The organism is Actinoplanes sp. NPDC051851 (assembly GCF_040681165.1).
In the GTDB taxonomy this organism is placed as follows: Bacteria; Actinomycetota; Actinomycetes; order Mycobacteriales; family Micromonosporaceae; genus Actinoplanes.
Map to the genome: position 1 here is coordinate 196,120 of NZ_JBFAYF010000004.1, position 24,413 is coordinate 220,532.

Genomic DNA, 24,413 nt, shown 5'->3' on the forward strand with positions numbered 1-24,413 from the left:
CAGGCGGATGCCTAACCGGAGAATCCTACCGAAGCCGCCCAGAGCCACCGCGGCACGGCCGGAAAAAGATTGCGCACCGAGAAAAATTGCTCAACGAGCGCTCGACATCGGATTCTTTCGAGCCGCCGTGAATACCGGCTCATGACGACGCCGGTGAATTTCATGTAAACAACGCATCGGAAGGTAGAACGCCAGGAGAACGCGGCACGTCACCCAGGCACGGGCAAACGATCCGCCTTTCCGGAAACCGACGTGCCGGCGATATCCGCGCTCGTTCATCATCAGATAGTGACGGAATCCGGCGAACGTGCCGCGGATCCGGCGCGAGGAGGTGCCGGCCAGCATGGCACGGACGTAGACGATCAGGTAGCCCCGGTCGTGCAGGTGGATGCCGAGGTCGAGGTCCTCGTGGGTCTGCTCGTCGGTGCAGAGCTCGGCCGTGATCGCCTGCCAGACCGGGCGCCGGATCGCCATGTTGGCACCGAAGATCCAGTCCAGGCGGCGTGCCCAGAGGCCCCGCAGACCGGCGTCGACCCGGGCCACCAGGCGCGGGAGCGGCACGTCGTAGTAGCTCACCGGCCCGGTGGCGGCGTGCACCGCGGGGTCCGCGAACGTCTCGTGCACCGCCGCGAGGTAGCCGGGCGGGATCCGGGTGTCGGCGTCGATCCGCACGATGACGTCGCCGGTCGCGACGCCGAACCCACGGTTCCGGGCGTGCTGGACGCCCTGCGCGGACTCCTGCAGAACGATCACCGGCCGGGGGTACGCCAGCAGCCGGTCGAGGGTGTGGTCGGTGGAGTTGTTGTCCACCACGACCACCTCATCGGGCGCCGGGGATTGCGCGAAGACGGCGTCCAGACAGGGGATGATCGCTGATTCCTCGTTGTATGCGGGGATGACGACGGAAACCCGGTACGGATTCAATTTCCGCTCCAGCGGCGAGAAAAGCGGGGGGAAAATCGGGAGAAGTTGAATGGATGATTCCCCGGCCCCGGATAATCGTCAAGAGCCCACTCGGAGTCTGCGCAGGGAGGCATTCGAGGCCACCTCACGTTAGCCTCAGGGTCATGCGGGAACTGCTACGACCGGTCGTGGTGGCGCCGATGGCCGGCGGGCCGTCCACACCGGCACTGGTGATCGCGGGCGGGGAGGCCGGCGCGCTGGGCTTCCTCGCCGCCGGATACAAGGCCCCCGAGACGGTCGAGGACGAGGTACGCGCGGTGCGGGCCTCCGGTCACGCGTACGGGCTGAATCTCTTCGTGCCGAGCCCACCGGCCACCGATCCGGGGCCCCTGGAGGCGTACCGGGAGGAGCTGCGGCCCGAGGCGGAACGGTACGACGTCGAACTGCCACCACTGCGGCTCTCCGACGACGATCACTACGCGGCCAAGGTGGAGCTGGCGGTGGCGTACCGGATTCCGCTGGTCAGCTTCACCTTCGGGGTGCCCGAGCGGGGCGTGGTACGTGCCCTGCGGGCGGCCGGGTGCGCGGTGCTGATCACGGTGACCTCGGCCGGGGAGGCGCGCAGGGCCCTCGCCGCCGGGCCGGACGCGCTGATCGCCCAGGGCGGCACGGCCGGCGGGCACTCGGCGACCACCAGCCCGGGCGTCTACCGGGGCGGCGCGACCGCGGCGGGGACGCTGGCCGAGGTGGTCCTGGCGGCCGCGCCGGTGCCGGTGATCGCGGCCGGTGGCACGGCGTCCGGATCGGACGTCCGGCGGCTGCTCGCGGCGGGCGCGGCGGCGGTGCAGTGCGGTACCGCGTTCCTGCTGGCCGACGAGGCCGGGACGCGGGCGGTGCAGCGCGCCGCGATGATCTCGGGGACGTACACCGAGACCGTGGTGACCAGGGCGTTCACCGGCCAGCCGGCCCGGGCACTGCGCAACCGGTTCGTCATCGAGCACTCGGCCACGGCACCGATCGGCTACCCGGCGATCCACCATCTCACGGCGCCGATCCGGGCGGCCGCCGCCGCGGCCGGCGACCCGGAGGCCCTGAACCTCTGGGCGGGCACGGGCTTCGCGGCGGCCCGCCCGAAACCGATCGCGGGCATCGTGGCCGAGCTCTCCACCGGCTGAAACGGAGAAGCCGGGAGGCGAGGAAGCCGGGCCGGACGGAGAGGCCGGACGGACGGAAGGCCCCGCCGGAGCGGGGCCTTCACCACGTCAGAAACCTCAGCGGATGACGATCGTGCCGACGATCTTGTCAGCCAGCGTCTGCTTCTTGGCGTCCCAGAGCGGGAACAGGAAGCCGATGTCGCAGATGATCCCGTCCACGAAGTGGGCCAGCTCGCGGACGAACGCCATGCCGGCGCCGATCGGCTGACCGCTCTGCTCGTTCACCAGGCGGATGCCGAGCGCCTTCTTACCCCAGCTCTGCCCGGTCGTGCCGGTCAGGTACCAGCGGTTGTAGCCCGCCACGGCGACGCCGAGAAGCCAGAAGACGAAGTAGAACGCATTGATCGTCGGCAGGCCGGTGGCGTCGTCGGTGCTCTGGCCGAACACGACGGCCAGGATGGCGAACGGCACCGAGACGAGCCCGTCGATCAGCGACGCACCGACCCGCTGGAGCCAGCTGGCGTACGCCGCGACCGGCGCCGGGCCGTAACCGGGCTGGCCGTAGGGCTGCTGCACATAGCCGGGCTGACCGTAGCCGGGCTGCTGCCCGTAGGCGGGCTGACCATAACCGGGCTGCTGGCCGTAACCGGGCTGCTGGCCGTAGCCGGGCTGGCCGTACGGGGGCTGCGGCGGGACCTGGTTGGCGTACGGATCGTTGGGCGGGGGGTATGTCATGTCAGATCATCCTTACGAGGCCGGGCTGGACGCCGAGCCGGTGCAGTTGATAGAGCCAGCTCGCGGCGGCGAGCAGCCCTGCGAGCCTCCCCACCCGGCGCCGCCACGCGGGCGGCCACGGGCGCGGTGGGTTCATGATCCCCATGGCGCGCAACACCACGAGCGTCCCCGCGACGACCGTGACGGCCGCCAGCCCGAAGATCACCGGATTGGCCCGGAGCGCCCCACCGGCGTCGCCGCGCATCAGCGCGACGGCCGCGGTGGTCATGCCGCAGGCCGGGCACGGGATACCGAACAGCGTCCGCATCCCGCACGGCAGGCCGAGCCCGGTACTCGCCGTGAGGGCGGGCCACACCACGGCCGCGGCTCCAGCGAGCACACCGAATCCGCTCAGTCGCTCCGGAACGGAGAACGGACGCACGGCAGACACACCTCGTGATCTTGGAAGGTCCGCCGATGATAGGTGGCCGATCGATGCTCCGCGACCCCGCTTCCCAGGCCAGAGCCGTGTCTAGCCCGCCATGACCCGATTTCTTCCGGCCTCTTTCGCCCGATAGAGGGCATGGTCGGCACGCGCCAGCAGATCATCGAGAGCAACGTCACCCGGCACGAGCCTCGTCAGACCGACACTGATCGTCACGGTGAGTGGTCCCGCCTGGGTGGGTACCGGCTCCCCCGCGACCGCCACACGGATCCGCTCGGCCAGATCGTCGGCGTGCCCCTCGTGGTCGGGCAGGACGACGGCGAACTCCTCCCCGCCGTACCGGCCGAGCACGTCGGAGTGGCGCAGCACCGCGCGGATCCGCTGGGCCACCGTACGGATCACCTCGTCGCCGACGCCGTGGCCGTACGTGTCGTTGACGCTCTTGAACTTGTCGATGTCGAGCATGGCCGCGGCGAGCGCACGGCCGTTGCGGGCGGCGGCCTGGACCAGCGCCCCCGCGACCGCGTAGAAGTGCCGCCGGTTGTGCTGCCCGGTGAGCTCGTCGGTGGTGGCCAGCTCCTGCACCCGGCTGAAGAGGCGGGCGTTGTCGTACGCGGTCATCCCCTGGGTGGCCAGCGCCGCGGCCACCTGACGGCTGGTGTCGTCCAGTCCCGGCCCGGTGAGCACCACGACCCCGACCGGCCCGTCCCGCCCGCGAAGCGGGACGTGCAGCTCGCCATCCGCGAGGAACGGGTCGGATACCTCTGACACATCCGGTACGAGGCGGCCGGTGGCCGCGCCGAGCGCCTCCGTCAGCATCGAGGTGAGCCGGGACAGCAGCGCATCCGGCTCGTGAATCGTGGTCAACTCCGCCAGCGAGGCGCGGAGCATCTCGGCGAACGCCTGCTGCTGCTGGGCCGCCTGCACCGCCAGATGCAGCTGCGCCGCCCGGGCCGTCTCCAGCGACACCGCGACGTGGCTGCTCACCGCGGTCAGCACCTCCACGTCGTCGTCGGTGAAGATCCCCCGGGCCAGCCGGCTGTCCAGGTAGACCACCCCGATCAGCCGCCCCTTGAACTGCACCGGCGCCACCAGCACGCTGCGCAGCCCGTGCTCCACCGCGCTGCGCGAGCCGAGCGCCGTGGCCTGCTCCGGCCCGCTGACCACCACCGGTTCCCGGCTCTCGGCGACCCGGCGGACCAGGGTCGCGGCGTACTCCGCCGTCTCCGGCAGATCGCCGCCGGCGTCGCGGCCGGCGTACCGGTCCGGGGCACCAGCCTCGTCGAGCAGGAAGAAGAGCGCGCGCTCCGCGCCGAGGATGCGCAGCAGCTCGTCGAGGGCCGCGCAGGCCAGCAGGTACGGGTCGAGGATGGTCGCCGCGGCCGTGCTGACCTGCTGCAGCGCCTCGAGCCGCCGGTTGCGCCCGGCGCTGCTGCCGCCGAGCCGTTCCGCGACCGTACGCCGGTGCGTCCCGGCCCCACCCTCCGGATTGAAGTCGACGCCGAACTCGGTCCGGGTCTGGCGGCGCCGCTGCTCCCAGCCGTGGAAGGTGGCCAGCGCCAGGGCCGATCGCGCCTGCCGTTCGGCCTCGTTGTTCTGCCCCATCGACCGCAGCGCGCGGGCCCGGACCCGGAGCATCTCGTACTGCGCGAGCGGCGCGTCCAGGTCGCGGGCCGCCTTCTCGACCGCGTCGGCGAGCTTCAGGCTGCGCGCGGCGTCGCCCGTCAGCTGGCAGAGCGACGCGCTCGCCATCCCGTGCACCAGCTTGAGCAGCGGGGAGCCGCCGACCCGGCCCAGCTCGGCGACCGCCGCCGTCGCCGCCGCCAGCCGCTGCGGCCGGTCCCGGTCGCCGCTGTAGCGCAGGTGCACCAGCCGGGCGTGCGCCTGGTACGCGTAGAGCCACTTGTGCTGCGGCATCAGGTCACCGCGGCGCAGGCCCATCGCGTGGAACTCGGCGAGCAACTGCTCGAACGGCTCGCCGACCTCGCCCTGTTCGAGCAGTACGCAGGCGGCCGCGGTGAGCATGTTGGCCCGCTGGATCCGGGTGCCGCTCCCGTCCGGGAACGCCTCGCGCATCCGCCGCAGGGCGGTCGCCGCCTCGCCGAAGCGCCCCTGGTAGGCCGGGATCATCACGCCGAGCATGGCCAGCGAGGTGCCCATCGCCTCGTCCGGGTCGGCGAGCGTCTTGAGGCCGCGCTCGTACTCCCGCTCCGCCTCCGCGGTGTAGCCGCGCAGCATCAGCCGCAGTCCGATGCTGGCGTGCCCGGGGAGCAGCTGGGCCGGTACGTACCACCGGGCGTTGGTGGTGATCGTCTTCCCCCACGTGCTGCCGTCGTCGTAGCCGCCGAAGAGCAGCGCGCAGCCGCGCATCCACGCCACGTAGGCTTCCAGCGCCGGGTCGCCCAGACCGGTGGCCACCCGGGCGGCGCGGGCCAGGCACTCCTCGCCGGTCGAGCGCAGCCGGGCCACCGCGGCGACGTAGCCGACCAGGGCGTACACCCGGACGTACTCGGGGCTGGGCCCGAGCCGGTTGACCGCGTAGAGCGCGCGCATGGCGAGGATGCCGGCCTCGCGCAGGCGGGATCCGGAGGCGGCGGCATAGCCGCCGGCGTCCAGCACGGCGGTGAGGACGGCGAGCGTCTCGCGCCGGCGGCCCCGTGCGTTTCCCGACCCGATCCGGGTACGCCGTACCAGCCCGCCCGCCAGTCCGGACGCGAGCGTCGTGACCAGCACGAGCAGGCCGTTGCGGGGCAGTGGACGCCGCAGCTCGGCCAGCGCCGTCCGGGTCGTCTCCAGCGCGCGCGTGTCGTCCCAGATCGTGTAGCACAGCTCGATCCGGGTGACCAGCAGGCGGGCCCGCCGCAACCGGTCCGGCTCGGCCACCAGCGCCCGGTCCAGGGTCTCCCCCGCCTCGGCGAACCGCCCGGCCCGCAGGTACGCCAGCGCCAGCGGGTGCAGCAGGTCGGTGCCGGGCGCCGGGTTGCCCTCCATCGCCTCGGTCAGGTACCCGATCGCGTCGGCCGGCGCCTGGTCGGCGAGCGCCCGCAGCCCGGCCGCCGCGGCGGCGACCCGGCGTTCCACGGCGGGCGCCGCGTCGCCGGCCCGCCGGTAGTGCCGGGCCACCGTGTACGCGTGCCCCTCGTCCCGCTCGTGCCCGGCCCGCTCCTGCAGCGCGCGGGCCAGGGCGGCGTGCCGCTGCCGGAGGGCGGCCGGGTCCATCCGGTCGAGCAGTGCCTCGCGCAGCCGGGGGTGGACGAACGCGTACCAGCCGCCGGCCCGGGCCTCCAGCACCTGCCGGTCCACGCCCGCGGCGAGCGCGCCGATCAGCTCGTCGGCGTCGGCCGGCAGGCTCTCCGGGTGGAACCGGACCCCGGCCACCGCCGCGGTGGTCAGGCAGTCGAGGACCGGCTCGGGCAGCCCGGCGAGGCGGGCGGCGAGCAGGTCGCGGACCCCGGCGGCGGCCGGCAGCGCGTCGGCGCCCGCGGTGTCCAGCCGCCAGGTGCCCCAGAGCGGGCTGAGCAGGCCGGCGCCGAGCAGCCGCATCAGGTAGCCGACCAGCGTGAGCGGGGTGTCGTCGGCGCGTACGCTCACGTGCCGGACCAGGTCGGACGGCACCCTCGCGCCCGGCAGCCGGGAGGCGATCACCTCGGCGACCGCGCCGCCGGGCAGCGGCCCGCAGGTCACCTCGAGGGCGCCGTCGGTCAGGCCGGCCACCTCGCCGGCGCCGACGAGCACCACCAGGACCGGCAGGCGGGGCAGGTCGATCGCGAGGCTGCCGAGCAGCTGCCGGGTGGCCGCGTCGAGCTGCCCGGCGTCGTCGATCACCAGCAGCATCCCGTCGGCGCGCCGGGCCAGGTCGCCGAGGAACGTGGCCCCCGCGGCCATCACGTGCTCGTCGCCGCCGGTCCCGGCCGGCACCGGCACGCCGAGGTCGCCGAAGAGCCGGGTGACCTGGGCCGGCCCGGCCGCGGTGGCCGCCTCGGCGATGTTGCGCTCGGCGAGTGCCCGGCGGGTGGCCGGCAGCCGGCGGATCCGGGCCATCGATCCCTGCACCGCCTCGCGCAGCGGTGCGAGGGGAGCCGCGTCGTCGGTGCAGGTGCCCCAGAGCACCGGCACCCCGTCCGCCCGGGCCATCTCCACCACCGCCTCGGCGAGCCGGGTACGCCCCGACCCCGGACCGCCCCGGATCACCGCGACCCCGCCGTGCCCGGTCCTCGCCCGCTGCCAGCGGCGGGTCAGCCGGTCGACCTCGGCGTCCCGTCCGATCAGCGGCCAGCGGGTGGCCGCGGGCTGCTCGGCCGCCCCGCCGCCGGGGCAGTCGCGCAGGTCGGCCAGGAGGGTGGCGGCGTCCGCGTAGCGGTCGTCCGGGTCCTTGGCGAGCAGCCGGTTGATCACCTCGACCAGCAGCGGGTCGGCGTCCGGGCGCAGCACGGTGATCTCCGGGACCGGCGCGACCAGGTGCAGCCGGAGCAGTTCGCCGACGTTGGCCGCCTCGAACGGCAGCCGCCCGGTCAGGCACTCGAAGAGCACCACGCCGAGCGAGTAGAGGTCGGAGCGCCCGTCCACCGGGCGGCGCAGCATCCCGGACTGCTCCGGTGAGGTGTACAGGAATGTGCCGACCGCCTGGTCCGGGTCCCCGTCGATGTCCCGGCCGAGCTGGGCCAGCCCGAAATCGATCAGCTTCACCCGGTCCTCGCCGATCATGATGTTGTCCGGCTTGATGTCGCGGTGCACCAGTCCGGCGCGGTGCGCGGCGGCCAGCCCGCGGGCCAGTTGCGCGGCGATCCCGACCACCCGCTCCTGGGTGAGCCGCCCATAGACCAGCAGTTCGGAGAGGGAGCCGCCGCTGAGCAGCTCCAGCACCAGCGACGGCACCCCGTCCAGGTCGCCGACCGCGTGCGCGGTCACCACGGCCGGGTCGTCGATGCAGGCCAGCAGCGCCGCCTCGCGGTGGAACGCGGCCCGGAACCGGGGGTGCTCGACCGGGTCGGCGAGCGGCCGCTTGAGCGCGTACGACCGGTCACCGCGCCGGGCCCGGTGCACCATCGTGAACGCGCCGCGCCCGATCTCGTCGACCACCTCGATGCCGGCGAGCTCGATGTCGCGCGCCTGCGGGGTTTCGGTCACCAGGTACTCATTCCGTTCGCGGCGTCACCCCTCCTCTTCGTCCGGATTCCGCGAAACCTGAACGAAAAGCGTCAGACACCGGCGGGGTACGTCTCCGGCGCCCGGGTGTCGACGGTGCGGGTGGGCACCGGGCGGACCGCCCAGGTCTCGGCGAACCAGCAGAACGCGTCGTAGCGGTCGCCGAGCACGGTCGGCACGTACGTGTCCCGGTCCTCCAGCTCGGGGTGGTAGACCACGCCGATCGCCCGGTGCCCGAGGGTGCCGGAGAGCAGCCGCAGGCCCCGGCCGCGCTCCGGGAACACGAAGAGCGACCGCGGCGGCGCGTGCTCGTGCAGGACCGCCTCCAGCGAGCCGCGCCGGGCCGGGCGCAGCGCCACCGCGCGCATCGGGGCACCCCAGGAGTCGCCCGCCATCACCATCCCGTGGTGTGTGCCGAAGCCGACCAGGGCGACGTTCTCACGGCCGTACCGCTGACGCACCAACTGACCGAGATTGATCCCACCCTCGGCGCCCATCCGGGTGGCCCGCGCGTCACCGGTGTGCGTGTTGTGCGCCCAGACCACGGCGCGGCTGCCGGGCCCGTGCAGCTCCAGCAGGCGACAGATCTCGACCTCCATCTTCCAGCTGCGGTCGTTCCACGCCTCGCGACCGCCCCACTCGGTCGAGGAGCGCTCCTCCAGCCCGTGGAAGCCCGCGCGGCCGGCGGGGTCCCGTTCGGCGTTGCGCGCCCGCAGCCACCGGACCAGGTCGGCGACCTCGGCGTTCGCCCACATCCAGGTGGGCCAGCGGCCGAGCGACGGCAGCGGGTCGGCGTCCGCACCGGGCACCAGCCGTACGTGCCGGTCCACGCCCTCGAAGTCCCGCCGGTCCGCCTCGGCCGCCACGAACGAGAACCCGGCCTCGTCGATCAGCCGCCGGGTGATCGCGGCCCGCCAGGTGTAGAACTCGTGGGTACCGTGGGTGGCCTCGCCGAGCAGCACCACCCGCGCGCCGCCGATCCGGTCCAGCAGCACGCCGAGGTCGTCCGGGACCTCCAGCGGCACGGCCAGCCCGGCGACCTCGTCGCCATAACCTCGCACCACCAGGTCTTATCACGGGATATCGGCTCAAAGCAGACGCACAGCGAACTGAGGGTGACACCCCAGAAACCCCGCGCATCGTTAGGGACATGATTCTTCTTCTCGTTCTGCTGCTGGGTGTTGGGGCCGCAGTCTTCCTGCTCAATGGCCGCCGCGGCGCGGCCGGCCGGGAAGACGTGGCGTTGTCGGACGCGCGGGCCGACGCGGTTCGCTGGTACGAACGACTGGGCGGCCAGCTGGTCAACCTCCGCGACGACGGCGGCGCGTCCCGCCAGGCGCTGCTCGACGCGACCGAACGTCACCAGGCCGCCGGGTCGCAGCTGGCCCAGGCGCACACCGTCCACCAGTACGCGCTGGTCCGCGAGACCGCGCTGGAGGGCCTGGCGTACGTCCGGGCCGCCCGCTCCGCGATGGGCCTGGACCCGGGCCCCGAGCTGCCCCAGCCCGTCTCGCACGCCGGCATCGGCACGGTCTACGCCGAGCAGGAGGTCTACGGCGGCTACCGGGTCACCCCGCAGGCCACCGCGGCCAACCCGTACTACTACGCCGGCGGCTACCGCGACGGCCGCCCGATGCCGGCCGGCTACTACGCCACCCCGTGGTGGAAGACCGCGCTCGCGGCCGGCGCCGGCACGGTCGGCGGCATGCTCCTGCTCGACGGCCTGATGGGCCTCGGCCACCACCACCACGGCGGCTTCGGCGGTTTCGGTGGCCCCGGCGGCCCGGGCGGTGGTCCCGGCGGCCCCGGCGGCTTCTTCTGATCCACCGCACCACCACCACGACGGGAAGGCCGCGCTCCGAGGGGGCGCGGCCTTCCTCCCGCCCGCACGTCTCGGGCCGTGGTCGAACCACCGCCATGGTTGTACGATCTGACGGCCGCGAACTGCGCCGACGCTTGGCCGAGAAGGACATCCGGCGCGGCGAGGACGGCGGCATCGGCAAGCCGGAACTCCTCAAGGGCGACCTGTCGGGCTGGGCGTCACGCCGCATCACCCAGGAGCACCGGCTGGGGTACCGCGTGACGGACGCCCAGGGCCAGATCGAGATCCTCTCCTGCCGCTACCACTAGCGACCGGTCACCGTCGAGCCGCGTCCCACGTCAGCTGACCGCCGGAGTGTGCGGCAGGTCGGCGAGGCCGGTCAGCAGGATGCGCAGGCCGATCTCGAAGGAGCCCTGGGAGCGGTCGCCCGGCAGGGCGCGGCTGGCGTGGATCGCCGAGCCCAGGACCGAATCCGGGTCGTCGGACGCCGCCCAGACGTCCAGCGGGGCGCCCGCGTCCAGGGCCGAGCCGAGGATGAAGCAGTCCAGGATGGTGACCGCGTGCAGCAGGTCCTCGTCGCGGAAGCCGGCGCCGCGCAGCACCCGGGCCAGGCTCTCGTAACCGGCCAGGGTGAGCGGGTCGGAGACGGTCTGCGCGGTCATCATCGGGACCACCCGGGGGTGCCGCGCGAAGCTCGCCCGGTACGCCCGCGCCCAGGCCACCGTGGTCTCCCGCCAGTCCGCGGCGCCCGGGTCGGCCCGCAGGCTCTCCCCGGCGAGCAGGCCGCGGATCGCCTCGATGATCGCCTCACGGCCGCCGGGGAAGTGGTGGTAGATCGAGGACGCGCTGACACCCAGAGCCTTGGCGAGACCGGGCAACGTGAACGTGCCGGTCTCGTCGATCAGCGTCAGGGCGGCGGCCGCGATCTGCTCGCGGGAGAGCAGCGGGACCGTGGGGCGGGGCAAGCGGGACTCCTCGGCAGGGACGGCGGGTGCCGCGGACTCCGACCGTACCCAAGAGATCTTCAGAGGCGATGGGCGACCGTGCCGTCGACGACCGTGAGCGGGACCGGGGACTCGGCGAACTCGTCCGGATCGGCGGTGAGCGGGTCCAGACCGAAAGCGGTCAGGTCGGCGCGGAACCCGACGGCGATCCGGCCGGAGACGCCGGCCAGACCGGCGGCCGCGGCGGCCTGGACCGTGTAACCCTCCAGCGCCATCCGGGCGGTCAGCGCCTGCTCGGGCAGGACCGGATCGGTCGCCGGAGCGCCCGCCGGACGCCGCAGCCGGGCCGCCGCGAGGATCCCGCGCGGGTCGAACGGCGCGATCGGCCAGTCCGAGCCGAGCGCCAGCCGGGCGCCCCGATCTCGCAGGTCACGGGCCCGGAACGCGCGGTCGGCACGCTGCTTGCCGAGCCGCTGCGACCAGTTGTCACTGTGGTCGGCGCGGGTGTAGTGCGTGCAGTGGGTGGGCTGCATGCTCGCGGTCACGTCGAGCGCGGCGAACCGGCCGACCAGCTCGGACGGCATGGTCTCCAGGTGTTCGATCCGGTGCGGCACCCGCGGGCGGGGCAGCCCGGCCAGGGTGTCCAGCACGTACCGGATGCCCTTGTCGCCGATCGCGTGCGTGACGATCGGGATGTCCTGGCCGGCCAACTTCCGGACGGCCGCCGCGTACTCCGCCGGGTCCGGCCAGAAGCAGGCCGTCGACTCGCCGTGCGTGTCCGGTTCGTCCAGCCACGCCGTGCCGCCGTCGATGGTCCCGTCGATCATGAACTTGGCGCCCTCCACCCGCCACCGCCGGCCGCCGTGCCGCTGCCGCTCGATCACGTGGGCCAGGTCGGTGCCGGGCATCGTGAACGGCGCGCACCGCCAGCGCAGCGGCAGCTCACCATCGGCCTCCAGGGCCTGGAAGAGCTCGAGCGAGTCCTCCTCGAAGTCCATCGCGTTCGCCGCGGTCAGGCCGCTCGCCGCCATCCGGGCCATCAGGTCGCGCAGCCGGGCCCGCCGGTCCGCCGGGGCGTCCTCCGGCAGCAGCGCCGACACCACGTCGATCGCCTCCATCTCCAGCAGGTGCCCGGTCGGCCGCCCGTCGGCGTCGCAGACCACGCTCGCGCCGGAGACGAACGCACGCGGTCCGGTGATCCCGGCGAGCTCCAGTGCCCGCGGGCTGACCAGCGCGGAGTGCGCGTCGAAGAGGGAGAGGAAGACCGGCACGCCGGGGCCGGCGGCGTCCACGATCACGGCGTTGGTGATCGGCGCGCCCTCGAAGGCGTTGGGGTCCAGGCCCCACCCCTCCAGCCATCCACTCGGTCCGGCGGTGGCGCTCCGCAGTGCCTCTTCAAGACCTTTTCGGGTACGCACGGAGGAGAGATCGACGCCGCGTGTCATGCCGATGCCCATCACCGGATGCGCGTGCCCGTCCACCAGGCCGGGCGTGACGGTCGCGGAGCCCAGGTCGATCACCTCGGTGCCGGGGCCGCGCCACTCACGGGCGTCCGCGCGGGCGCCGAGCGCGGTGATCGTCCCGCCCGCGACGGCGATCGCGGTCGGCTGCGGACCGGGTGCCATGGTGTGGATCCGATCCGCCATCAGGATCAGGTCGGCGGCGGTCATACGGCACCCTCCCCACTACTCAGCGTCGTCACGCGGTCACTTCCTTCAGGCTTACCGGCTCCGGACCGCTCTGGTTCAGTCCGGCCTCTGTCGTAATTCGGCGGACGTCGTCGCCGCCGATCCGCCGATACGCCCCGGGCTTGCGCGCCTTGAGGAACAGCGCCCAGGCCACGCCGCCCAGGATCTCGGCCGGGACCAGCGCCACCAGCAGCGCGTTCGTGCTCGCGTCGGCACCGGTCAGCAGCGCCACCTTGTCGACGAGGACATAGAGGACGACGGCCAGCAGCAGGGTGGCGAGCGCGCCGGAGCCGATCGCCAGGCGGGCGCCGGCCACGCCCCGCCGCTTGAGGAAGTACCCGAGCACCGCCGCCGAGGTGAGCGCCTGGAGGGCCACGATGCCGATCGCGCCGGGCGTGTTCACCAGCAACATCAACTGGAGGTACGGGTCGGCGCCGGTGATCGCGAACCCGGCCACCACCACCGCGGCGAGCACGCTCTGCACGCCGCCGGCCAGCGCGGGCGAGAGGTAGCGCGGGTGCACCCGGCCGAGGGCGGCGGGGAGCAGGCCGTCCTGGGCGAGCGAGAGCGAGTACCGGTTGATCGCGTTGTGGAACGCCAGCTGGGAGGCGAGCACGCTGGTCAGCACGAGGACGTACATGATGTCGCTGGCCCACGCCCCGACGTAGGTGTCCATCGCGGAGAAGAAGAGCCCGGTCGGGTCGGCGCCGGCCGCCGCGACCACGTCCGCGTCGCCGAACGCCTGCACCACGGCCCAGCCGACCAGGCAGTAGAAGATCGCCAGGAACGCGACGGCGGCGTACGTGGCCCGCGGGATGGTCCGGTCCGGGCGGCGGGCCTCGGCGCGGTAGAGCGCGGTCGACTCGAAGCCCATGAACGCCGCGAAGCAGAAGCCGAGGATGGCGAGCATGCCCGGGTCGGTCAGCGCCTTCGGGGTGAACGTACCCGCGGAGAGGTGGCCGGCCTTGAACAGCACGGCGATCACCAGCAGCACCAGGATCGCGCTCTCGGCGATCAGCAGGACACCGACCACCTTCGCGCCGATGTCGATGCCGCGCCGCCCCAGCGCCCAGACCAGCACGATCCCGACTCCGGAGAAGATCCACCAGGGCGCGTCCGCACCCGTGAACCTCGTCCACGCCGCGGCGAACTGGGTGCCGAGCAGGCCGTAGACGCCGATCTGCAGGGCGTTGTAGGAGAGCATCGCGAGCAGCCCGGAGGCCGCGCCGAGCGGACGGCCCAGCCCCAGGGTGATGTACGAGTAGAACGCCCCGGCACCCCGGGTGTGCCGGGTCATCGCCATGAACCCGACCGAGAAGATCGCCAGCACGACACCCGCCGCGAGATACCCGAACGGGGCCCCGATGCCACCGATCGAGATCGCCAGCGGCGCCACGCCCGTCATGATCGTCAGTGGCGCCGCGGCGGCCACCACCAGAAACGTGATCCCTGCGGCGCCCAGCGCCCCGGCCTTGAGCCGTGTCTCCTCCGCCATGCGGGCCTCCCTCGGTGAGTGGCGCCACGTTAACCGAATGCCATTCGGTTAGTGAAGATCCGCGGCAACATCTCTTCCGGCTTTTACGGAGCGGAAACAGTCTCTTTTTCGCCGTTTTAGCTACTTTTGTGGTCGTGAGGCGGGATCCTTGATGCTCGTGAAGCGTGTTGCGATCGCACTCGGGTGCGCACTCCTCAGCCTTGCCCCGCTACCCGCGAACCCGTCCTCCGCAGCACCCCGCTCCGGCGACGCCGTCCTCACCCCCACCGCGTCCCGCTCCGGCGACGCCGTCCTCACCCCCACCGCGTCCCGCTCCGGCGACGCCGTCCTCACCCCCACCGCGTCCCGCTCCGGCGACGCCGTCCGCACCTCCGCCGCAGCCGGCTCTGGCGACGCCGCCCTCACCAACGCCGCGGCCCCACCCTCGCCGTCACCGGATTCATCGCCTTATTCCGTCACCTCGATCCGACCGGACGGGCATGTGGTGCGGCCCGGGGACACCGTGCGGACGGTCGCCAGGCTGTACCGGTTGCGGGCCGCCGACCTGCGGCGCTGGAACCGGATCGGCCGGCACGCCGCACTGCGCCCGGACGGCGTGCTGAGCCTGCGCACCCCGGCCACCCCACTCCCCCGCTGGGCCAGCCGGATCGAACCGGTGACCCCGGCCGACGTCACCCCGACCGCCCCCGCCCCGGCCGGCACCGCCCCGGCCACCGCCACCCCCGCCACCCCCGCCGGCGTCGCCTCGGCCGCCGCCACCCCGGTCGGCCCCGCCGCGACCGGCCCCGCGCCGAAGTGCCCGGTCACCGCCGCCGACCTGCGCCGCGTCTGGGTCAAGTACATGGACTTCGAGGGCGCCGGGCGGGACGGCTGGCTGATCGTCAACAGGAGCATCGCGCGGTCCACCCAGAAGGCGTTCGCCACCCTCTACCGACGCCGGTTCCCGATCATGGTGATGCAGCCCCTCGACGTGAACCGGCCCGGCCTCACCGACCGGTCGATCGTCACCGGCGGCTACGAGTGCCGCACCGTCGCCGGCACCACCCACTGGTCCCAGCACGCGTACGGCCTGGCCATCGACGTCAACCCGCGCCAGAACCCGATGATCCGCGGCACCTACCTCGACCCGCCCGGCAGCGACCCCTGGATCCCCCGCGCCCCGTACCGCACCGGCATGATCCACGATGGCGGCGCCGAGACCGCCTTCACCCGCAACGGCTTCTTCTGGGGCGGCCGCTGGCACACCCTGAAGGACTATATGCACTTCAGCCCCAACGACCGCTGACGACCTGGTCATACGCTGGCCAACTCCCGCTCTGGGCCGTCACCGGGCGGCCGATCAGCGCCGAGACACAGGCGCCGGATCGCAGGGTCGCCATCGATCAGGCCGGCTGAACGCACGCTCCTCAGTGCTTGGTGCCACCCGGTAGCCACCAGGCAAGACGTGCTTCACGCTCCAGCGGTCGACGGATCCGCCCGGACTAATCCCACAGTTGGACGCCTGTCACGCAGATGAGGGAAAGCCCGCCCACCATCAATCATGATCACGATCAATGGCCATACAGTGGGTGTCGCGTCCACCGGGCCACATCCAGCAAGATTATTGAACAGCTTCAGGAAGGCAGGAATAAATACCGCATAAAACAGCAATTTAGTCCGAGTCAAAGGCTTGCCGGATAGCGATACGGTGACCGCGTGACGCCAGCAGATCGCGCGCAGCCCCCGGAATCGCCAGTCCCACCGAGTAGAAAGCAGCGGACCCCCAAGCGCTCCTTCCGAGATAAGATCAAATTTGCCCGGTGGTCACTAGATGGACTTCCGAATATTTCTCACTTCATAACCCTGTGGGTCAGTCCGATCCTGATCAGTTACCTCGCGTTGTTCACAGCAAACGGGATCTTGAACGGATGGCTGAACGCCTACAAGATCAATCTTGCGATCAACGCCCCCTGGGACGAAAAGGATCACCTGAATCATCCGTGGCTCGCCGTACCCCTATCCATCGCCGGCTGGCTGGTCATACCTGTCATGGCGGGCGCCGTGGTGGGATACTTGGTCAACTTCACCTTGCAGCGTCGCCGCGCACCCCAAGGGGTATATCTCCGCAAGCCACGCTCCATCAAGCGCGCCACGAAGGCGGGCGGGAATCGCAATGCACACCGCGATCCTCGCCTCCTGGTGATACCGTCGCTCCGCGATAGGTCGGAAACCGACTACTTCGGCATAGGTAACGGATTTGTCGAGTACTTCGTTGCCCTGCACGACGACGACTGGAGCATGGCAGAGGACCACTTCGCTCGCGAGGTCAGTTACGTCCTGAAAGAAACCGATGCGGTCAAGCCGGACGACCGGCAGAGTGACGCTGTGCGGCTGGCTGTCAGCAGCGCGGTCGAGGTCCTGATGATCACGCAAGAGCGGAAGAGCACCGAGAAATCCGAGAGCCCCTCGACCGGCAATCTCAAACCGCCGCGAGGGACCTGCCCGTACTGCGGGGAAAGCGACGAGTCGAAGGTTGGTGGCGGATGAGGGCAAAGAAGTCAGACGCGCAAGCCGTGCCGGGAAGTTTCTATCGGCACGCTCTCGCCACGATTCAAGCCGCCCATCCCACGGAGGATCCGGCATGGCAGCGCGAGCAAGCCCGCCGCGTCATGACCGCGGCCTTCAGAACCCGGCAAAAGGTCCTCGGTGCAGCGGCCGTCAGTTCAGCCGGGCCCATGTTTCCGCACACCTCCGAGGATCGTGCTCTGCTCAAGAGGGATTTCGATACGGGCGCACGGGTTGACGGCGTCACCTGGCACGCCGCGAGTGGCGCGGCATCAGCAGTCGACCGAGTCGAGGTTGCCCAATCCCGCGGCATAATCTGCATCCGCCGCGGAGAGAGCAACAACGGTCCTGCCATGTACCTGACCCTTCCGGACTGGTACGAGTTCGCGAAGAATCTCAGCGAATCACCGTCGGCCGTTCCACTCGAAGAACTACAGCCAGAAGCGCCCAGAGTACTTGACGAGCGGCTGAGGGCGGACCGCGGAGAAAAACTCGTGGCGACGGTCGAGGACGTGCTGACGGTGGCCTAGAAACCATTTCATCCCCGATCTTTCTCGCTTCCGGCCGTGGACGACTCTTCGATTCGCCGGCGACGAGATCCCATTCGGTTCGGTGTTCGGCCACCACACCTCGGCTTCCTAGGAACCTAGTTGGGAGGCGACCGGGGAGCGGCAGGGGCCGCTCATGCACCGAAACGTCAGGGAACGGGGGCATCGAATGGCGTCGTACCCGGGGAGGGGACCGGGTGTACAGCGGTCGGTGTGTCGGAGAGGCCGCGCAGGTCCGGGCCGTAGAGGCGGTACAGCTCCGGGCCGAGGTCGGTGAGGATCCGGCGCAGCTCGGCGTCGTGCTGGAGACAGCCCCGGGCGGCCGTGATCAGCAGGGCGTTGCGGCTGGTCAGGCCGGACCACTGATGTCCGTTCCGGGACACCGCCCAGACCAGCTCGCGGGAGTCGGCGATCACGGCCAGGTGGCGCCGGGGTGGCTCGTCGGGGCGGGCCCGGCGGATCAGGCGGGCGCCCTCCAGGGGGAACGGGGGTTCACCGGAGTGGAGCACCGTCACGTCGACGCCGCGGGACCGGGCCGCGCGGAGCGGGTGCTCGAGGCCGGCCAGCTCGGTGGGCGTACCCGAAAGACGAGCGGAGCGTGACGTGCCGAGGAGCGCGCCCACCGCGGCGGTCTGGATCTCCGGCCAGGTGGTGAGCTGGGGCAGGAGCTCGACCAGGCCGGGCGGGACGGCGGCGAGCTGGCCGGAGGCGTCCCGGGCGTCCGCGATGGACGCGGCGTACTCGTCGGCCATCCGGTCGAAGAGGACGTCGGGGCGCTCGGCGACGAACCGGGTGGGCACGCCGGTCAGCTGCCGGGCGGCACCCCGGGTGACCAGTTTGCGCAGCGCCTCGTAGACCTTGGGCTGGGGCACGCCGGTGCTCTTGGCCACCGCGTAACCCGTCTGCGGCCCGCCGCCGAGCAGACCGGCGTAGCACCGGGCCTCGTAGGTCGAGAAGCCCAGGTCGCGCAGGTTGGCGACCAGACGCTCGGTCATCGCGCACCGCCGGGATGGATCAGGTGGTGCACCTCGCGCCGGTAGTCCTGGAACGCCGGCAGCGCACGCGTCTCCACCTCGTCCCGCGGACGATCAAGATCGACTTCAAGTTCCTTGAGTACGCGACTCGGCCGCGCGGAGAGCACCAGCACCCGGTCGGCCATGAAGATCGCCTCGTCGATGTCGTGCGTGATGATCAGGACGGTGAGGCGGAGTTCGGCGGCGATGGTCAGCGTGAGGAGCTCCAGGTCGGCGCGGGTCTGCGCGTCGACCGAGGCGAACGGCTCGTCCATCAGCAGGTAGCGCGGGTGCGAGACGACGGCGCGGGCGATCGCGACGCGCTGCTGCATGCCGCCGGAGAGCTGCCGCGGGTGGTGACCGGCGAACTCGGCGAGGCCGACGCGGGCGAGCATCTCACTCGCGCGCCGCCCGCTCTCGGCACGCCCGAGGTGGGTGATCGGGAACCGCACGTTGTCCAGCGCGGTCAGCCATGGGAAGAGACTGCGGTTGTACTCCTGGAAGACCACCGAGACGTCCGGCGGGATGCCGGTGACCGGCCGGCCGTCGAAGTCCAGCGTGCCGGAGTCGGGCCGGTCCAGCCCCGCGAGGCAGCGCAGCAGCGTGGTCTTGCCGCAGCCGGAGGGACCGACCACGCCGAGGATCTCGCCCTCCTGCTGACCGAAGGTGATCTCGTCGATCACCGGGGTGCCGGGGTAGCTCTTGCGCAGCCCGGCCGCGTGGATCAGGGTCATCGCCGGTACCACCCCAGGAGTCGCCTCTCGACCACGGTGAAGAGCGCGGTGATCAGCCAGCCGAGGGTGCCGAGCAGCAGGATGCCGGCGTACATCTGGTCGACGGCGTACATCCGCTGGGATTGCAGGATGACGTAGCCGAGCCCGGCCGTCGCGGCGATCATCTCGCTGATCACCATCATGATCAGGGCGATGCCGAGGGCGATCCGGGCGCCGGCGAGCAGGGCCGGGAGGACCGCGGGCAGCACCACCCGGCGCAGGATCGCGGCCGGGCGCAGGCCGCTGACCCGGGCGACGTCGAGGTAACCGGGCTCGACGGTCCGGGTGGCGTCGTGGGCGGCGATCAGAACCGGCCAGACGGCGCCGCCGGCGATCACCGCGATCCGGGTGGCGCCGGTCGCGCCCAGGGTGAGGACGGCGACCGGGAGGACGGCCGGGGGCGGTACGGCACGGAGGAACTCGAGGGCCGGGCGAATCCACGGTTCGAGGCGGCGGAACCAGCCGAGTGTGACGCCGATCAGAGTGCCGAACAGAACCGCGAGGGCGAATCCGGTCAGGGCGCGGCCGACCGACGGGAGCACGTCGGTGCGGAGGGAGTCCCAGGTCAGCAGGTCGGTGAGGGCGGCGAGGGCGTCGGTGAAGGGCGGGAAGAGACCGGTCCGGCCGGCCCGCCCGGCGATCTCCCAGAGCAGGAGCAGCACGCCCACGACGGCGAGGCCGATCATGACCGGGTCCGGAACGTCGCGGAGATCGCCCACCCCAGCACGCCCGAGACCAGCACTCCCGCGTACGAGGCGGCGATCTGGCCGGCCGCCTGCTGCTGCGCGATGTAGTGGCCCAGCCCCGGGCTCCCCGCCACCAGTTCCACCGCGATCGCGACGACGATGCCCAGCGACGCGGCCGTACGCAGACCGGTCCGGATCGCCGGGAGCGCCGCCGGCCAGGTCACCCGGGTGACCAGCCGCAGCCCCGAGGCGCCCAGCACGCGGCCGCTCTCGATCAGCAGCGGGTCGACGTCCCGTACCCCGAAGCGGGTGGAGATCATCAACGGCCAGAGGCAGGCGAGACCGACCAGCGCCGCCTGCATCCGGGTGTCGATCCCGATCAGCACGATCGCCACCGGGATCAGCGCCACCACCGGGATGGGCCGGAGGAACTCGGTGGTCGGCCGGGTCGCGTCGTCCGCCCACCGGGAGAGACCGACCAGCACCCCGAGACCGATCCCGATCACCGCGGCCAGGGCCAGCCCGAGCGCCCAGGCCAGCAGCGTCTCCCCGGCGGCCCGGACCAGGCCGGCGTCGGCGGACGCGACGACGTCCCGGACACCCGGCGCCGCGGTCGGCGGGAGGACGCGCAGCATCCGCAGCCCCTCCCAGCCGAGGAGCAGCACCGCGAAGCCGGTCACTCCCCTCATCAGGTGAAGTAGGCCCCGTCGGCGGAGACGTCCTTCTTGGTGATCTTCTGGTCCTCGAGGACGGCGGCCCACTGCTGCCACCCGGCCGCGTCCTCGGCCGTGGTGTAATGCGGCAGCCTGATCTTGCCGGCCAGCGCGACCGGCACCTTGGTGTAGGTCGGGAGTACGGCGCGGAGCTCGTCCGGGTGCGCCTCGGCGTACGCGCAGGCCTCGGTGAGCGCCGTCCGGAACCTCTCGACCGTCGCCCGGTTCCCCTTGGCGTACGTCTCGGAGGCGAGGAAGACCGACTGCGGCATCGTCGGCGTCTGGCCCACGCTCGCGGAGAGCAGGTCGGTCGCGCCCGCCGCCAGCCCCAGCGTCACGAACGGCTCGGCCGGCAGGATCGCGTCGACCTGACCGGCGGCGAGCGCGTCCGGCATCGAGGCGAACGGCATCTCGGTGAACTTCACCCGGGACACGTCCACGCCGGAGGTCTTCAGCGCGTTCAGGATCGACAGGTGGGGCAGCTGGTAGAGGGTGTCCACGGCGACCGTCCGCCCGGCCAGGTCGGCCGGCGCCTTGACCGGCCCGTCCGCCTCGACCTGCAGCTGAATGAAGTTGTCCGCCGCGTTCGCCGGGTTGGTCGAGGTGTTCGAGACGGAGAGCACCGGCACCCCGTTGGCACGGGCCAACAGCACGGCGGGCGCGTTGAGGAAGCCGATCTGGGCCGCGCCGGAGACCACCGACGGGACGACGGCGGGCGCCTCGGAGGCGACCACCTCCACGTCGAGCCCGGCCCGGCGGAAGACACCCTGCTTCACGCCCAGCACCATCGCGGCCGCGCCGGACACGCCGATGGTCGCCACCCGTACCTTGAGAAGACCGCCGGAAGCGGACGGGGCGGCACCGCCGTCACCACACGCCGCGACCGCCGCCATGATCGCGACCAGAAGGAACACGCCGGGTCTGCGCATGAAAATCATCGTTCGCAGCCGATGCCGACGCCGTCAAGAGATCAACTATTTTCTATCCCTTGGTGGCAGTCTTGCCACCGACCCGGGTAGGGGGCACACCAGGCCCGGCAAACTGCTCATTTACCTCGAACGAGGCAATTACCCTGCGATGAAGGGGGCGTAGCCAGCGCGGGAGGCGGGATGGTGCAACAGGTGGCGGAGGCGCCGATCGCCGGGCTCAGCGAGGCGGAGGCCGCCGAGCGACAGCGGCGCGGGGAAGGGAACGCGGCGGTCAACGGGAACACCCGGAGCTACGGGGAGATCCTGCGGACCAACGTCTTCTCGTTCTTCAACCTGATCCTCTTCGTCATCGGCGCGGCGCTGCTGGTGCTCCAGAGGTACAGCGACGCCCTGATCAGTGTCGGACTCGGCCTGATCAACGCGCTGATCAGCGCGGCACAGGAGATCCGGGCGAAACGGAAGCTGGACCGGCTGCAGCTGCTGGACCGGAGCGCGGTGCTGGTGGTCCGGGACGGCCACGAGCGGGAGATCCTGCCGGAGGAGCTGGTCCGCGGGGACGTACTGCGGGTACGCGCCGGCGACCAGATCGTGGTGGACGGCCCGCTCCTCGACGGCGGGCGGCTGGAGGCGGACGAGTCGCTGCTCACCGGGGAATCGGATCCGGTCGTCAAGCACCCCGGCGACGACCTCCGCTCGGGCAGCTTCTGCGTGGCCGGAGACGGTCATCAGCTGGCCCGGGACGTCGGCGCGCACAGCTACGCCGGCCGACTGACCTCGGAGGCCCGGCAGACCACCACGGACAAGACCCCACTACAACGGAAGATCGAGTTCACCGTACGGCTGGTGATCGTGCTCGTCGTGCTGATGAGCGGCGCGATCGTGACCCAGGCGGTCATCGAGGGCTTCACCGTGCTGCGCGTCGTGCAGATCACCGCGGTGCTCTCCGGGCTGGTCCCCTACGGCCTGTTCCTGCTGATCGCGGTCGCGTACACGGCCGGCGCCGCGCGGATCGCCAAGGAGGGTGCGCTGGTCCAGCAGGTCAACGCCGTCGAATCGGTCAGCAACGTGGACGTGGTCTGCACCGACAAGACCGGCACGCTGACCACCGGCAACCTCGCGGTGGACGAGATCGTCCCGCTCGGCGAGTGCGAGTACGCCGAGGTGGCCCACGCGCTCGGCGGCCTGGCGCACAACGCGGAGACCCCGAACCTGACCGCTCTCGCCCTCGCCGGTGCGCTCTCCGGGCCGTCCTGGGAGCTGCGCGACGAGGTGCCGTTCTCCTCCTCGCTGCGCTGGTCCGGGATGGTCACCGCGGACGACGAGGTCTGGGTGCTGGGCGCTCCGGACGCCCTCGCGGCACGGCTCCGCAAACCGGTTCCGCAGCGTGAGGTGACCGACCGGACCGGGCGTGGCCTGCGGGTTCTCCTGCTGGCCCGGGCCGAGGACTCGGGCGCGTCACTGCGCGACGAGGCCGGGCGGCCGGACCTGCCGATGCTCGAGCCGGTCGGGCTGGTCGCGCTCGCCGACGAGTTGCGGCCCGAGGTGCCGGACACCGTACGGCGGTTCCGGGAGGGTGGCGTCGACCTCAAGGTGCTGTCCGGGGACGATCCGCGTACGGTGGCCGCCATCGCCGACCGGGCGGGCCTGGACGCGGGCGCCCCGGTGCCGGGCCACGAGCTCGACGACCTGGACGACGCGGCGCTGGACAAGGTGGTCGAGCGGACCACGGTCTTCGGCCGGGTCGCCCCGGAGCACAAGGAACGGATCGTCCGCTCGCTACGGCGCCAGGGCCGGTACGTCGCGATGATCGGCGACGGGGTCAACGACGCGCGGGCGCTCAAGCAGGCCCAGGTCGGCGTCGCGATGCGCAGCGGCAGCGCGGTCACCCGGGACGTCGCGGACATCGTGTTGGTGGACGACTCGTTCGCGGCGCTGCCACCCGCGCAGCACGAGGGCCGCAAGATCCTCAACGGGATCGGGATGTCGCTCTACGTCTTCATGGCCCGGGTCGCCTCGCAGGGCCTGGTGATCCTCGCGGTGACGATGTTGCAGCTGGGGTTCCCGTACTCGCCCACGCAGGTCGGGCTGACCCTGTTCACGGTGGGCGTGCCGACGTTCTTCCTGACCTTCTGGGCGAAGCCCACCGCGCCCGACAAGAGGCTCTTCTCGAACATGGCCCGCTTCGTCCTGCCCGCGTCGATCGTCACGGCGGGTTTCGGTACGGCCGTCTACACCGCCCTGTACGAGGCGGTCACCGTGGGCTTCAGCTACGGCCGTACCCCGGAGGAGGTCATCGACCAGTACGAGCGGTTCACCGGGCTCACGTACGGCTCGGACACCGACTTCACCACGGCGGCGGCGACCATCACCGCGCAGACCGGGCTCTCCACGTTCTTCTGCTTCGCGTCGTTCGTGCTGATCCTGATGCTGGCGCCGCCGTCCCGCTTCTTCGCCGCGTGGACCCCGCCGACCGACGACAGGCGCCCGGCCTGGCTGGTGGCCGCCCTGTTCGTGGCCTTCCTGGTGGTCATCAACGTACCGGTGCTCTGGACGTACTTCGGCCTGCTCGGCCCCTCCCTGCCGGTCACCCTGATCGTCCCGCCCGCCCTCCTCCTGTGGTTCGGCGCCCTGACCCTGGCCTTCCGCTTCCGCCTGCTCGACCGCGCCCTCGGAGTAGCCCACCTCTCCCGCTGACTCCCGGTCCCGGCCGGCTCCCGGGGGTGCCTCACCAGCCCGCACACACCCGCGGCGCTACGGGTGACTCACGCGGGCTGAGGGCCGGCTGTGGGTTTCCGCTGAATGGGAGGCCAGGGGTAGTTGCGCGCGCAATGTTTCGAGATCATTTCTTCGCAGGCCGGTGGTGGCTGCCGATCAGGAAGCCGATCGAGGAACCGAGG

At 71.9% G+C, this 24,413-nt stretch carries 20 protein-coding genes; 7 read left to right on the plus strand and 13 right to left on the minus strand.

Going from position 1 to position 24,413, the window contains the following annotated elements:
* Positions 1-90: 90 nt before the first annotated feature.
* Entirely contained in the window at positions 91-924 is an 834-nt protein-coding gene (locus AB0M08_RS06365; protein WP_364489366.1) for a glycosyltransferase family A protein, read from the minus strand.
* Positions 925-1,067: 143 nt separating this feature from the next.
* On the opposite strand from AB0M08_RS06365, the gene AB0M08_RS06370 reads away from it, so the two are divergent.
* Positions 1,068-2,078, plus strand: coding sequence for a nitronate monooxygenase (locus AB0M08_RS06370; protein ID WP_364489369.1), 1,011 nt, complete (start codon positions 1,068-1,070; stop codon positions 2,076-2,078).
* 96 nt (positions 2,079-2,174) lie between these two features.
* Here AB0M08_RS06370 and AB0M08_RS06375 read toward each other — a convergent pair whose 3' ends face one another.
* The 4 genes from AB0M08_RS06375 to AB0M08_RS06390 form a co-directional block, all read right to left on the minus strand.
* Entirely contained in the window at positions 2,175-2,792 is a 618-nt protein-coding gene (locus AB0M08_RS06375) for an RDD family protein (RefSeq protein ID WP_364489372.1), read from the minus strand.
* Position 2,793: 1 nt separating this feature from the next.
* Entirely contained in the window at positions 2,794-3,222 is a 429-nt protein-coding gene (locus AB0M08_RS06380) for a DUF2752 domain-containing protein (RefSeq protein WP_364489375.1), read from the minus strand.
* Positions 3,223-3,303: 81 nt separating this feature from the next.
* Positions 3,304-8,343 carry a diguanylate cyclase gene (locus tag AB0M08_RS06385; RefSeq protein WP_364489378.1) on the minus strand — a complete coding sequence of 1,680 codons (5,040 nt, stop codon included), beginning with the start codon at positions 8,341-8,343 and terminating at the stop codon, positions 3,304-3,306.
* Positions 8,344-8,414: 71 nt separating this feature from the next.
* A complete protein-coding gene (locus tag AB0M08_RS06390; protein ID WP_364489620.1) occupies positions 8,415-9,392 on the minus strand; it encodes an erythromycin esterase family protein in 978 nt (325 codons plus the stop codon).
* 119 nt (positions 9,393-9,511) lie between these two features.
* On the opposite strand from AB0M08_RS06390, the gene AB0M08_RS06395 reads away from it, so the two are divergent.
* Both AB0M08_RS06395 and AB0M08_RS06400 read left to right on the plus strand, forming a co-directional pair.
* Positions 9,512-10,183: a hypothetical protein gene (locus tag AB0M08_RS06395; protein ID WP_364489380.1), complete on the plus strand. Its 672-nt coding sequence runs from the start codon at positions 9,512-9,514 to the stop codon at positions 10,181-10,183.
* A 95-nt stretch (positions 10,184-10,278) separates the two neighbouring features.
* Positions 10,279-10,491: a Txe/YoeB family addiction module toxin gene (locus tag AB0M08_RS06400; RefSeq protein ID WP_364489383.1), complete on the plus strand. Its 213-nt coding sequence runs from the start codon at positions 10,279-10,281 to the stop codon at positions 10,489-10,491.
* 30 nt (positions 10,492-10,521) lie between these two features.
* On the opposite strand, the gene AB0M08_RS06405 is transcribed toward AB0M08_RS06400, so the two are convergent.
* The 3 genes from AB0M08_RS06405 to AB0M08_RS06415 are packed head-to-tail and all read right to left on the minus strand — an operon-like array spanning position 10,522 to position 14,310.
* Positions 10,522-11,148 (minus strand): TetR/AcrR family transcriptional regulator, encoded by a 627-nt coding sequence (locus AB0M08_RS06405; protein WP_364489386.1) that lies wholly within the window; start codon positions 11,146-11,148, stop codon positions 10,522-10,524.
* Positions 11,149-11,207: 59 nt separating this feature from the next.
* Complete coding sequence (locus tag AB0M08_RS06410) at positions 11,208-12,797, minus strand: amidohydrolase (protein WP_364489389.1); 1,590 nt, start codon at positions 12,795-12,797, stop codon at positions 11,208-11,210.
* 28 nt (positions 12,798-12,825) lie between these two features.
* A complete protein-coding gene (locus AB0M08_RS06415; RefSeq protein ID WP_364489392.1) occupies positions 12,826-14,310 on the minus strand; it encodes an APC family permease in 1,485 nt (494 codons plus the stop codon).
* Between the two features lie 157 nt (positions 14,311-14,467).
* On the opposite strand from AB0M08_RS06415, the gene AB0M08_RS06420 reads away from it, so the two are divergent.
* The 3 genes from AB0M08_RS06420 (at position 14,468) to AB0M08_RS06430 (ending at position 17,384) form a co-directional block, all read left to right on the plus strand.
* Positions 14,468-15,595 (plus strand): M15 family metallopeptidase, encoded by a 1,128-nt coding sequence (locus AB0M08_RS06420; RefSeq protein ID WP_364489395.1) that lies wholly within the window; start codon positions 14,468-14,470, stop codon positions 15,593-15,595.
* Between the two features lie 410 nt (positions 15,596-16,005).
* Positions 16,006-16,836: a DUF6313 family protein gene (locus AB0M08_RS06425; RefSeq protein ID WP_364489398.1), complete on the plus strand. Its 831-nt coding sequence runs from the start codon at positions 16,006-16,008 to the stop codon at positions 16,834-16,836.
* The gene (locus tag AB0M08_RS06430) at positions 16,833-17,384 is read left to right on the plus strand and encodes a hypothetical protein (RefSeq protein WP_364489401.1); all 552 of its coding nucleotides are present in this window, start codon (positions 16,833-16,835) and stop codon (positions 17,382-17,384) included. Before AB0M08_RS06425 ends, AB0M08_RS06430 begins: the two co-directional genes overlap by 4 nt.
* A 167-nt stretch (positions 17,385-17,551) precedes the next feature.
* Here the strand turns inward: AB0M08_RS06430 and AB0M08_RS06435 are convergent, their stop codons facing one another.
* Genes AB0M08_RS06435 through AB0M08_RS06455 form a run of 5 tightly spaced genes read right to left on the minus strand, consistent with a single transcriptional unit; the run spans position 17,552 to position 21,516 of the window.
* Positions 17,552-18,397 (minus strand): helix-turn-helix domain-containing protein, encoded by an 846-nt coding sequence (locus tag AB0M08_RS06435; protein WP_364489404.1) that lies wholly within the window; start codon positions 18,395-18,397, stop codon positions 17,552-17,554.
* Positions 18,394-19,149: an ABC transporter ATP-binding protein gene (locus tag AB0M08_RS06440; RefSeq protein ID WP_364489407.1), complete on the minus strand. Its 756-nt coding sequence runs from the start codon at positions 19,147-19,149 to the stop codon at positions 18,394-18,396. The genes AB0M08_RS06435 and AB0M08_RS06440 overlap by 4 nt, the downstream gene beginning before the upstream one ends.
* On the minus strand, positions 19,146-19,874 hold the full coding sequence (locus AB0M08_RS06445) for an ABC transporter permease (protein WP_364489410.1): 729 nt from the start codon (positions 19,872-19,874) through the stop codon (positions 19,146-19,148). The genes AB0M08_RS06440 and AB0M08_RS06445 overlap by 4 nt, the downstream gene beginning before the upstream one ends.
* Positions 19,871-20,563 (minus strand): ABC transporter permease subunit, encoded by a 693-nt coding sequence (locus tag AB0M08_RS06450; RefSeq protein ID WP_364489413.1) that lies wholly within the window; start codon positions 20,561-20,563, stop codon positions 19,871-19,873. Before AB0M08_RS06450 ends, AB0M08_RS06445 begins: the two co-directional genes overlap by 4 nt.
* A complete protein-coding gene (locus AB0M08_RS06455; RefSeq protein WP_364489416.1) occupies positions 20,563-21,516 on the minus strand; it encodes an ABC transporter substrate-binding protein in 954 nt (317 codons plus the stop codon). Before AB0M08_RS06455 ends, AB0M08_RS06450 begins: the two co-directional genes overlap by 1 nt.
* 180 nt (positions 21,517-21,696) lie before the next feature.
* On the opposite strand from AB0M08_RS06455, the gene AB0M08_RS06460 reads away from it, so the two are divergent.
* Complete coding sequence (locus AB0M08_RS06460; RefSeq protein ID WP_364489419.1) at positions 21,697-24,210, plus strand: HAD-IC family P-type ATPase; 2,514 nt, start codon at positions 21,697-21,699, stop codon at positions 24,208-24,210.
* The last annotated feature ends 203 nt before the right edge of the window (positions 24,211-24,413 follow it).

Bases quoted from the DNA above. Each gene is read 5' to 3' on its own strand.
- AB0M08_RS06370 (WP_364489369.1), top strand. From the start codon at position 1,068: ATGCGGGAACTGCTACGACCGGTCGTGGTGGCGCCGATGGCCGGCGGG.
- AB0M08_RS06375 (WP_364489372.1), bottom strand. From the start codon at position 2,792: ATGACATACCCCCCGCCCAACGATCCGTACGCCAACCAGGTCCCGCCG.
- AB0M08_RS06395 (WP_364489380.1), top strand. From the start codon at position 9,512: ATGATTCTTCTTCTCGTTCTGCTGCTGGGTGTTGGGGCCGCAGTCTTC.
- AB0M08_RS06400 (WP_364489383.1), top strand. From the start codon at position 10,279: ATGGTTGTACGATCTGACGGCCGCGAACTGCGCCGACGCTTGGCCGAG.
- AB0M08_RS06410 (WP_364489389.1), bottom strand. From the start codon at position 12,797: ATGACCGCCGCCGACCTGATCCTGATGGCGGATCGGATCCACACCATG.
- AB0M08_RS06415 (WP_364489392.1), bottom strand. From the start codon at position 14,310: ATGGCGGAGGAGACACGGCTCAAGGCCGGGGCGCTGGGCGCCGCAGGG.
- AB0M08_RS06430 (WP_364489401.1), top strand. From the start codon at position 16,833: ATGAGGGCAAAGAAGTCAGACGCGCAAGCCGTGCCGGGAAGTTTCTAT.
- AB0M08_RS06435 (WP_364489404.1), bottom strand. From the start codon at position 18,397: ATGACCGAGCGTCTGGTCGCCAACCTGCGCGACCTGGGCTTCTCGACC.
- AB0M08_RS06440 (WP_364489407.1), bottom strand. From the start codon at position 19,149: ATGACCCTGATCCACGCGGCCGGGCTGCGCAAGAGCTACCCCGGCACC.
- AB0M08_RS06445 (WP_364489410.1), bottom strand. From the start codon at position 19,874: ATGATCGGCCTCGCCGTCGTGGGCGTGCTGCTCCTGCTCTGGGAGATC.
- AB0M08_RS06450 (WP_364489413.1), bottom strand. From the start codon at position 20,563: ATGAGGGGAGTGACCGGCTTCGCGGTGCTGCTCCTCGGCTGGGAGGGG.
- AB0M08_RS06455 (WP_364489416.1), bottom strand. From the start codon at position 21,516: ATGCGCAGACCCGGCGTGTTCCTTCTGGTCGCGATCATGGCGGCGGTC.
- AB0M08_RS06460 (WP_364489419.1), top strand. From the start codon at position 21,697: ATGGTGCAACAGGTGGCGGAGGCGCCGATCGCCGGGCTCAGCGAGGCG.